The organism is Ruminococcus flavefaciens 007c, assembly GCF_000571935.1.
GTDB lineage: Bacteria > Bacillota > Clostridia > Oscillospirales > Ruminococcaceae > Ruminococcus > Ruminococcus flavefaciens_F.
In genome coordinates, this window is the sequence record NZ_ATAX01000004.1 from 1 (window position 1) to 10,723 (window position 10,723).

The window sequence follows — 10,723 nt, forward strand, 5'->3', positions numbered from 1 at the left end:
AAGGCCAGCCTTGCTCCATGCGTCAAAGTGTGCCGAAACGGTAACGCTGTCCTTCATGTAGTTCGTAGTATTGTTGCGTGAACCGCTTGAAGTGCGGACGCTCCAGTACTGCGGGAATGTCTTTGTACCCTCGATGGAAGGCTGATTGTAACGCATAGACTTGCGTATCTTGTAGGTCCTTCCGTCGATGGTTGCAGTACCGAAATTGTCTACGCCGTCATTTCCGGGTGGCTCCCAGTCGCCCCAGCCTTCAACGATATAGTATTCCATAAGGGGATTTCTTGTCCAGCCGTAAATACACATATATGAGTTTCCGCGGGGAGTGTACTCAACGTCATAGGAGAGCACGATGTCGCCCAGAGCCTTGTAATTGATCTTCTGTGAGTCATAGTTCTTACCCATACGGGCAAGGAAGTTCTCGATACCGCTCCATGAGCAGGTAAAGGAACCTGCACTGGGCTTCATGGAAACCGTACCTGTATAGTTCTGATTCCACATCTCCCAGTCGTATCCGCCTACATTGCCTTTATCCTGCTGGTCATCGGCATGAACGGAAAAAGATGTCGGCATACTTACTGCGATCATAAGCGCAGAAACAGTACCGCTCAATATTTTTTTCAAAGCTTTAAATCTCATAATCATCACTCCTTAATTCTTACGATGTTATTGCTTTCAAGCCTGTTTTCGTAAAAAAGAATAAATAATCCTGCCAATTCCCATCCTAATTTATTCTTTTTCACTTATAATGTATACTAATGATAGGCATTTGTCAATATGATTCGGCACAAATAGCAATAATTGCGCTACATTAAGCAATAATTGTTCGTTATTTTCATAATTGTAAAAAAGCTTCACAGTTCTGACCTGTGAAGCTTTTTTGTTTGTTATACTTTTTTACTGCATTGAAGAGTTTACAAGGAGCTGATCCAGTGCATAAGAATCTGCTGTAATATCATTGATACCGATACCGTCGTATACCTGACTTTCACTGCTGAATGCCGACATATTCTCTGCAAGCACCATAGCCTGTATATTACTCATATCAGCTATCTCGCCGCCTTCGCCGATTATTGCAGCGCTGTCGTTAATATCACGGATAACAGTGCTGTCAGCTGTGAGCTCACCGCCGAACACTTCATCTGTATAGATATTGCTGAGATACTCTGTGATAATCTGCTCGACTACTGCCTCTTCCTCTTCCTTGACGTCAACAATTACCTCAGCTGTTGCATAATCAATATGCGCCTCTGTGCCGCCGTCAAATTCAAGTGTGAACCGCCTGAAATATTCAGAGTATCTGAAGTTTTCGATAGTCAGAGTCTCTTCAGTCTTTTCGATCGTTATCACTGCGTTGCTGCTTGAGGACGGATATGTGACCTTTATATCCTCGGGTGACAATCCTACGAACCTTATCCTGTTCTTTCCGCTGCTGTCACTGATAAGATCATTTCCATAGCCCTTGCCGTAGATGTATACATCATCTCCTGCTCCGCCGCTAAGCGTATCATTGCCTGCTCCGCCGTCAAGTATATCCGCAGCAGATGTTCCGTTGAGCTGATCTGCATTATTTGTGCCGTATACCGTACTGTTTCCAAAGAAAGGCGCTGCTGACGTCTCTCCGTCATTTACTCTTACATCAAGGAACGGACTTCCTTCCTCGGCAGGTGCAACAGTCTTATCCTCAAACTCCAATATGATGTTTCGGAAATGTTCCGAATATCTGAAGTTCTGAATGGTCAGTGTCTCACCTGTTTCGGCTATTGTAAGAACAGCATCCTGTGTCTTGCCGGGATACTTCACATAAAGATCTCCTGACTTCAGACCTACAAACTTTATCCTGTTCTTTCCGCTGCTGTCACTGATAAGATCGTTTCCGTAGCCCTTGCCGTAGATGTATACATCATCTCCTGCTCCGCCGTTAAGCTTATCGCTTCCCTTTCCGCCGTCAAGTACGTCGTTTCCGTTATTGCCGTTAAGAACGTCGTTTCCTTCTCCGCCGTAAAGTGTTTCATTTCCGCCTGCGCCGTTGAGTTCGTCATCTCCTTCAAGTCCGTAAAGAATTCCGTTGGTGAAGAAGCCGTTGAAACTGTCTCCTTCCTTGGTTCCCCTTACATTCAGGAAGGGACTTTCCTCTGCGTCGATAGCCATTTCCTTTCCTCCATCAAATTCAAGACTGAACTTTCTGAAGTGTTCCGAATATCTGAAATTCTGGATTGTCAGTGTTTCGCCTGTTTCGGCTATTGTGATGACGGCATTGTCATTTCCTGAATAATATGTTACATACATATCCTCGGGAGCTAAGCCCACAAACTTTATCCTGTTCTTTCCGCTGCTGTCACTGATAAGGTCGTTTCCATAGCCCTTGCCGTAAATGTATACATCATCGCCTGCTCCGCCGCTAAGCGTATCATTGCCTGCTCCGCCGTCAAGTATATCCGCAGCAGATGTTCCGTTGAGCTGATCTGCATTACTTGTACCATATAACGTACTGTTTGCAAAGAAAGGCGCTGCTGACGTCTCTCCGTCATTTACTCTTACATCAAGGAACGGACTTCCTTCATCTGCGGGTGACACTGTCTTATCCTCAAACTCCAGTATGAAGTTTCGGAAATGTTCCGAATATCTGAAGTTCTGAATGGTCAGTGTCTCTCCTGTTTCGGCTATTGTAAGGACAGCATCCTGTGTTTTGCTGGGATACTTAACATAAAGATCGCCTGATTTTAGACCTACGAACCTTATCCTGTTCTTTCCGCTGCTGTCACTGATAAGATCGTTTCCATAGCCCTTGCCGTAGATGTAGACATCATCTCCTGCTCCGCCGTTAAGCTTATCACTTCCCTTTCCGCCGTCAAGTACGTCGTTTCCGTTGTCACCGTTGATAGTATCATCACCGGAGCCGCCAAAAATCACGTCTGTTGCGGAAGTACCGCTGAGCTTATCGTCTTCTGCTCCACCCTTGACAGCTCCCATAATAGCTCCATCAATAGCTTCCGAGTATTCAGGGAACTTATCATTAACAAAACTTCTTACCTGAATGAACAGATCGTAGTCGTTCTGAACACTTCCTCCGAAATAGAAGAGATATGCGCAGAGATCCTTGAGCTCATCAACATTCAATGAATTGAACTCGGCAGCAGTATTGATATGTGATTTAAGCAAGGAAATATTATATACTACCTTGCCGTTCTCGTCAACCTTAGCCATAATATCATTGAGATATTTGTCAAGAGTGCTTCCGATAATTGCATAATAATACATCTCGACAAGGTGATCGTATACATTTTCAAGTATCGGCACAGCTGCTGTATTAGGCTCAGTACCGTTTGTTCCCACAAATTCCTCGCCCATGAACTGCTCTATAACATGGAGCTTCTTGGCACTGAAATTTGCACCTCGGCTGTTATCCTCGATCTCATCTGTTCTGCACATGAAATTGAGTATATTTTCAACGATCTCCATGCGCTCTGCTCTGTCAGAAGAATTCATGACTGATACGACCAGCTCTCTGAGTTCACCTGTCTCGTCGGTCTTGATAGCATTGTAGAGCGAGCTTACCTTTCCGTAATTCCTTACGTTGGGAAGTCCTTCAACAAGCTCGTCATAGCCTGTGATGACCTCCTCAATGGTGTCGAAAAGATCAGAAGCTACCCAGAGCTCGCCTATGCTGCTGTTTTCTTTTTTCTCATCAGCATAAACCACCTCTGAGGTGTTGCCTATGAGAGCTTCTGTGCCTGTTCCTAGGTTTGAGTTCTCATAGTCCAGCTTGATCGCGCTGATGCCCGAGCTGCTGAGCTTTGTAAGCTCCCCTGCATCGGATATGCCGTTATTGTTTTTGTCCTTCCAGAGCAGAAGGTCATTATATATGCTGTCTGAAGCGTCGATAACTCCGTCCTTATTTGTATCGTACTGCTTGAGGGCTTCAAATCCGTTCTTTGCACGTTCGCCTGTCTCGTTTATGATATGATAATCGCCGAACACCTCGCGGCCGTTGTCGATATATCCGTTTTTATTAACATCAAGGGCAAGTATTGAATCTTTGTCTGTCCAGTTGATCCTCTCTGCATATCCGTCTGCATTGAGATCGAAATATGTACCCTCGGACTTCTGGCTGATGTTGAAGCCGTCATTGTCGGTATCAAGTATCAGCGGATCAACATAAACTCTTGCCTTCTCAGCCTCCTTGTACTTCTTTGACCATGGCATATGATCAGTGATTATCTTCCAGCCGAGCTTATATGTGCCCCAGAAGCCGTCGTATTCGTCATGAGAATAAATGGTATCTGCCATATGATCGAGCTTCTCGTCAATAGCCTCTTCCTTTTCGTCCAGCCAGTTACTGATGGCTTCCTTTATTTTCTTCTCTCTCTCTTCGATACTTTCGCCGGTATTCTTTGCCCAGTCAAGAATGCCCCAGTCCTTGCACTTGTCATATATTATGTCACCGATTGCCTTCTTTGTCTCGTTCATGTTTTTATTTGATTCTTTATAGATGACCTCCAGTGAATCGAGAACCGGATTAAGGAATCCGTCCTGATTCCATGCATCTGAAAGCTTCTGGCCGAAACTTCTGTGATCCTCAAAAAGGTTGATGCCTGTCATAGGCTGGAATTCCAGGTTGAGCTCATAAAGCATTCTCCACTCCATATAGGGCATGAACAGTGAACGCTTGTCGGGCATCATGCATTTCAGAATACAAGCCATCTCTCCGTTCTGGATTCCGGGGCCGTTTTTCCAGTCCTCTGTAGGCTGTGACGGTTTTGCTATTTTGTATGCAAGGAAATGAGCCGAAAATGAGTTACCGGTATTAAGATCATCGATCATTTCATTGAATCCTTCACTCCATGTTCCTTCACCTGCATCTATAAGCTCATTTTCCAGAAGTGAGAAATTCGTATCCTTCACTATCTTTTCGCCATACTGATAGCACGCAAACAGCTGGGTAAGCATAGTATTCATAAGGTTACCGCCCGGAACAAGCTCCACAAGGTTTTTTATAACCTCCATGAGTTCGCCTGTTGCGGCAGAAAAAGCATCCATAACCTTTGAGTTCATCTGGACAACGCCTTTGGCATCCTGATACTGCTCTATGACATTCAGGTTCTTTCTGAGCTTATTAAGATGTGTTCCGTATGAAGCCCAGTTACTTTTGAAGCTCTTGAAGCTCTTATACATATCTGTTTCGCGGAGCTCTTTGTATGCAGGAGATTTATCCACAATATCGAGTATTCCGTTTACAGCTGCGCTGACAGGCTCCTCAGCCCATTTATCATTCTGTATTATCTTGTATACCTTGACAAGAGTATCACCGCTGATTCCCAGTGACTTCAGCTCATTTTTAAGATGCTCATCCATGTAGTATGCAAAAACTGCCTCAGCTGCCTCACCGGGCTTTCCTTTTAACTCATCCAGATAATTTTGTACCAGTTCCTCTGTGGGATTATTAGTATTTGCCATTGGTTTTAACTTCCTTTCTGTTTAAAGATATCCGATATATTCTTGCTGATCAAAATGGTCTTGTTTATTTGGTCTCGCATCATTGTTATCTTTTTAACAGTGCGTAATTATATGCTTTTCTTCCTCCTGCAGAAAACAAAAAGACAACAACGATCATTCTTAACGAATAAGGCTGTCCATATCTAAGTATATGCTTACCCGCAGGACCGCAGACAAAAACCCAATTTTACCTATACCTCCTTATCACAGTATTCGATCAAACTTTTTCCCCAGTTTAATCATAATATATTATATATCATTTTTTGAGAATGTCAAATTATAGTTCCAAAACCGCTTGCTAATTTAACATACAAAGATCAATTATTTGCCTATATAGCGTAAAGAAATATACAAACAGCAGTCTGCAGCGGCTGCTGTCCAAGATGTTATCTTCCGATTCTAAGCCATGTACAGCCGATAAAGAAGTATATAATGAATTATCGGGCAAAACCTTTCTGCGGAAAGGTCCTTTCCCGGTCGCTTCCGGATAATAATGAAAAAAGCCCCTTCTTCAGAAGGGACTTTGTAAACAACTATTATTATTGCTTCTGTATAATCAGCATTTTCAGGAAAATAGCTTCATGATTATTTCTCTTTCATACTGTCGCCGAAGCCCTTGACTATAGGATCGAGGAAGTAACGCATAATGGAACGTTTTCCTACCTTCACCTCGACTGCTCCTGTAAGTCCTGACATAACGTTTATATTGGGATTGGTGTCGTCAACGTCAAGCTTTACAAGGTATACACTGCCCATTTTCTCTGTATTGAATGAGCTTGGGCTAATATACTTTACCTTGCCCTTGACAGTTCCGTATTTGTTGTAGGGATAAGCCTCAAGCTTGATCTCTGCATCCATCCCCACCTTAATGTCGGCTATATCCATATTCTTGATATAGCATACCATCTCTACAGGTGTATTTGCGGGAACAATCGTTACCATCTGCTGTGCAGCCGTAACATTCTCACCGATGTTATTTACAGATATACTGTTGATATAACCGTTTACAGGTGCAACAATATTCTGGTTCTCGATAGATATCCTGTACTTTTCAAGCTCTGAATTTACCTGTCCAAGCTTTCCGCTTATCTCGGAAAGGCTGGAGTTTATCTGCTCGCTGTATGTGGTCTTTGCCTTGAGCACATTGGTCTCGGCCTGTATGAACTCATTCTCAGCCTGCTTCACCACAAGCTTCTGGGCGTCGTATTCAGCCTGAGATACTGCCTCGTTGCGGTTATACTCCTCAAGCTTGATATTTGCGATATCTCTGGTAAGCCCTGCATTCTCCTTTGCACTTTCAAGGGTGCTGAGATTGCTGTGATAAGCCTTGTCATTGTCGATTATTGTGAGAAGATAAGGCTGTATATGGCCTGCATAGCCTGATATATCCACATTTGATATATCGTCGCCCTTTCTTATCATGTTGTAGAATTCCTTCTGTGCCTCCAGCACTCTTTTCTGCGAATTCAGTGTATCCACATCTATGTCCAGAGTCTGGGTATCAAGCTGTATGAGAACCTGTCCCAGTGTTACATAGGCGCCTTCCTCAACATTTATAGCCTTTATAGTACCGCCTGTCTTGGAATTGAGGGAGCTTATATTGCCCACGGGCTGTATGGTTCCGCTGGATGTCACGACTATATCCGTCTTTGACAGACAAGCCCATACCACTGCTGCAATGAGAAGGGAGAATATGCCCAGGATAATAACTGTTCCCGCCTTATGTGCAGGGCGCTCGATTATCTCCAGCATTGACGGCATGAAGTCATATTTCAGCTCCTTGTCGTGCTTTCTGCTGTGTTTGAGTACGTATTCGCTGAGCTTATTATCCATCTACCTCACCCCTTTGCTGCTGATTATAGAGATATGCATAAAGTCCGTTAATAGCCATGAGATTTTCATGGGTATCATATTCCACAAGGTCGCCCTTGTCTATGACCATTATCTTCTGCGCATCCTTCAGAGTCGAAAGTCTGTGGGCAATGATGATAACAGTTCTGTTGCGGCATATCTCCTTGAGGTTATTCTGGATTATGCTCTCTGATTCATAGTCAAGAGCCGAAGTAGCCTCGTCAAAGATAAGTATTCTCGGATCGTTGAGTATCGCTCTTGCAATGGCAACTCTCTGCTTCTGGCCTCCTGAAAGTCCCATTCCCTTTTCTCCGATTATGGTATCATAGCCGTTGGGAAGTTCGAGAATGAAGTCATGTGCGCCTGCGATCTTTGCGCATTTGATTATCTGATCCATAGATGCTGTGGGACAGTGTATGGAGATATTCTCCGCAACTGTTCCGTTGAACATGAAGTTTTCCTGCAATACCACGCCTATCTGCTTTCTGAGCATAGAAGGATTGACAAGAGATATATCCATGCCGTCCACGGATATTTTACCTGCCTCTGGAATATAGAGACGCTGTATCAGTTTGGATATTGTACTCTTACCCGAACCGCTTCGTCCTACGACGCCTACCACAGTGCCAGGTTCTATCTCAAAGCTCATGCCCTTGATGACCTCAGCTCCCTGAGGGTTATAACGGAAATGTACCTTGTCGAACATGATCTTTCCCTGTAATCTGGGAAGTGATGTCTGGTTTGCATTAAGAACAGGCTCGGTAGCTGTATTGAATATATCTCCTATACGCTTTACAGAAAGTGAAGCCTGCTGGTATTCCTGCCACAGCTGTACCAGTCTGAGGACAGGTCCGCTTACTCTGCCCGAAAGCATACGGAAGGCAACAAGCTGTCCGACAGTAAAATTACCGTCCATAACTGCCTTTGCTCCGAAGAAAAGAATGAGAAGATCGAATATCTTCTGTATGAACTGACCTGTTGTACCTGCTGTTGCTGATACCATTGAGGTCTTGTAGCTTGCCTTAACGTAGTCTGCCTGGAGCTCTCCCCACTTCTTCTCGAACTTAGGCTCAAGAGCGTATGACTTTACGGTCTGTACTCCTGTGATGGACTCCACAAGGAATGACTGTGTATTTGCACCTGTCTCGAACTTTTCGTCAAGTCTCTTCTTGAACAGAGGAGTAACTATTGCGGAAAGTATGGCGTAAACAGGCACAGAGCATATCACTATGACAGTCAGCATCCTGCTGTACATGAAAAGCACCACGATATAAACGATAATGAATATCAGGTCTATCATTGAGCTCAGCGGAGTTCCCGTCAGGAAGTTTCTTATGCTGTCCAGTTCTCGTACTCTCGCAACGGTTTCACCGACTCTGCGTGACTCAAAATATTTGAGGGGGAGCGCGAACAGATGCTTGAACAGCTTATGGCTTAGCATAACGTCTATTCGGTTGGTTGTGTGCGTAAACACATAATTCTTGGCAAGTCCGAGGACAAGCTCATATATATAAACGATGGCTATTCCGATAGTAAGTACATTAAGTGTGGAGATACTGCGGTGTACAAGTACCTTATCAACTACCACCTGCGTCATTACAGGAGTAAGTATACCCAGTATCTGCACTGTAAATACCGCAATGAGCACCTGTATGAATTCTTTCTTGAATTTGAGTATAGTAGGTATGAACCACTTGAAGCTGAATACAGCCTCTCTGTCCATTATACCCTTTTTATTTATTATAACTGCCGTGCCGTCCCACATGGCTGCAAGCTCTGATCTGGTCTTGATCTCGGGCTGAGTCTTGTCGGCTCGGAGCGTCATGAATTTGTCTTCGTTGGATTTTGCTATGATGAAAAACTCGCCGTCATTTCCCCTTGCGATTATTGGTGAATTCACCTTATTCAGCTTGTACACATTAAGTTTGCAAAGCTTTGCCTTCATTTTCAGCGCCTTTGCAGACTGTATTATCTCGATCTCTCCGGTCTTCTGGTCAGGATCGAGAACTGCCAGATTTTCCGCCTGTTCCCTGGTTATCGGTATACCGTGGAACTTCATAACTATCATAAAACAGGACAGGCCGCTGTCTTGTTTCTTTGTCATAATATAACCTCCGTTTTACGCAAAAAGGTGCAGCAGCAAATGCTGCTGCACAAACTTATTGCGCAATAAACTTACTGCATTGAAGCGTTTACAAGGAGCTGATCCAGAGCAGAAGAATCTGCTGTAATATCGCCGATATTGATACCGTTGGATATCAGGCTCTCATTGCTGAATGCTGACATATTCTCCGCAAGTATCATTGCCTGGATATTGCTCATATCCGAGATCTCGCTGCTATCTTCTCCGACACTGATTATGTCAGATGCTTCAGCTATGACTGTATTGTCAGCTGTAAGCTCAGTGCCTGCCATCTCATCTGTATAGATATTGGTGAGATATTCTGTAAGTGTCTGCTCAACAACTTCTGTTTCCGGTTCTACGTCAATCACGAACTCTGACTTATTAAGGTCAACGTGAGCGATAGTTCCGTCTGCGAATTCAAAACTTTCGATACGGTTATAGTAGTCGGTATACTGAGTTTTGATACGGAGCGTATCGCTGCCGTCACCGACTGAAAGTACCATATCGTTTTCATCCTTGGTAATGGTTACATCAGATATTGAGATGCCCTCACCGAATACGACCTTATCATTGCCGCCGGCTCTTTCCTCGTTGATAGTATCATTACCGTCGCCGAGCTCGAATACGTATGTATCGTTATCGTTGCCGCCGTTGAGATAGTCACTGCCGGCACCGCCGTGGAGCTCGTCGTTTCCGCTTCCTCCGTAGAGCTTGTCATCGCCTGCACCGCCGAAGATAACGTCTCTTCTTCCGTTGCCCTTGATAACGTCGTCCTTATCGGATGCATTGATTATTGTTGTACCTGTTGCGTAGTCGTCAGGATCTGAGTACTCTCCGCTTACGTTCATTGTAAGGGTCTCAGCATAGTAGTCTGCCATTGTCTTTACTGTACCGTCTGCAAACTCGAAGTTCTCTATACGGTTGTAGTAATCTGTGAACTGTGATGTGATTCTGAGAGTATCACCGTCGTTTCCAACGAGAAGAACCATATCGTTTCCGTCTCTTGTTACAACTACGTCGTCTTCTGTGATGCCTTCACCGAACAATACCTTATCTGTACCGCCGGCTCTTTCCTCGTTGATTGTATCATTACCGTCGCCGAGCTCGAATACGTATGTATCGTTATCGTTGCCGCCGTTGAGGTAGTCGTTTCCTGTACCGCCGTGAAGCTCGTCGTTTCCGCTTCCTCCGTAGAGCTTGTCATTGCCTGCGCCGCCGAAGATTACGTCTCTTCTTCCGTTGCCCTTGATTACA

At 44.4% G+C, this 10,723-nt stretch carries 5 protein-coding genes; all 5 read right to left on the reverse strand.

The genetic code is table 11. The annotated features are described in order from the left end of the window. Positions 1-636: glycoside hydrolase family 11 protein (locus tag RF007C_RS00655; protein ID WP_037296447.1), on the reverse strand; the 636-nt coding region annotated here is incomplete at its 3' end. A 258-nt stretch (positions 637-894) separates the two neighbouring features. Beyond that, positions 895-5,454: a hypothetical protein gene (locus RF007C_RS00660; protein WP_037296448.1), complete on the reverse strand. Its 4,560-nt coding sequence runs from the start codon at positions 5,452-5,454 to the stop codon at positions 895-897. 624 nt (positions 5,455-6,078) lie between these two features. Beyond that, complete coding sequence (locus RF007C_RS00665; protein ID WP_019678248.1) at positions 6,079-7,326, reverse strand: HlyD family efflux transporter periplasmic adaptor subunit; 1,248 nt, start codon at positions 7,324-7,326, stop codon at positions 6,079-6,081. Continuing rightward, positions 7,319-9,448 (reverse strand): type I secretion system permease/ATPase, encoded by a 2,130-nt coding sequence (locus RF007C_RS00670; protein ID WP_037296449.1) that lies wholly within the window; start codon positions 9,446-9,448, stop codon positions 7,319-7,321. Before RF007C_RS00670 ends, RF007C_RS00665 begins: the two co-directional genes overlap by 8 nt. Positions 9,449-9,519: 71 nt before the next feature. Then, on the reverse strand, positions 9,520-10,723 hold a 1,204-nt coding region (locus tag RF007C_RS00675; RefSeq protein WP_037296450.1), incomplete at its 5' end, for a calcium-binding protein.

What these genes read in the sequence shown, in the direction of transcription:
- RF007C_RS00670 (WP_037296449.1), bottom strand. Translation starts at nt 9,448, where the DNA reads ATGACAAAGAAACAAGACAGCGGCCTGTCCTGTTTTATGATAGTTATG.
- RF007C_RS00665 (WP_019678248.1), bottom strand. Translation starts at nt 7,326, where the DNA reads ATGGATAATAAGCTCAGCGAATACGTACTCAAACACAGCAGAAAGCAC.
- RF007C_RS00660 (WP_037296448.1), bottom strand. Translation starts at nt 5,454, where the DNA reads ATGGCAAATACTAATAATCCCACAGAGGAACTGGTACAAAATTATCTG.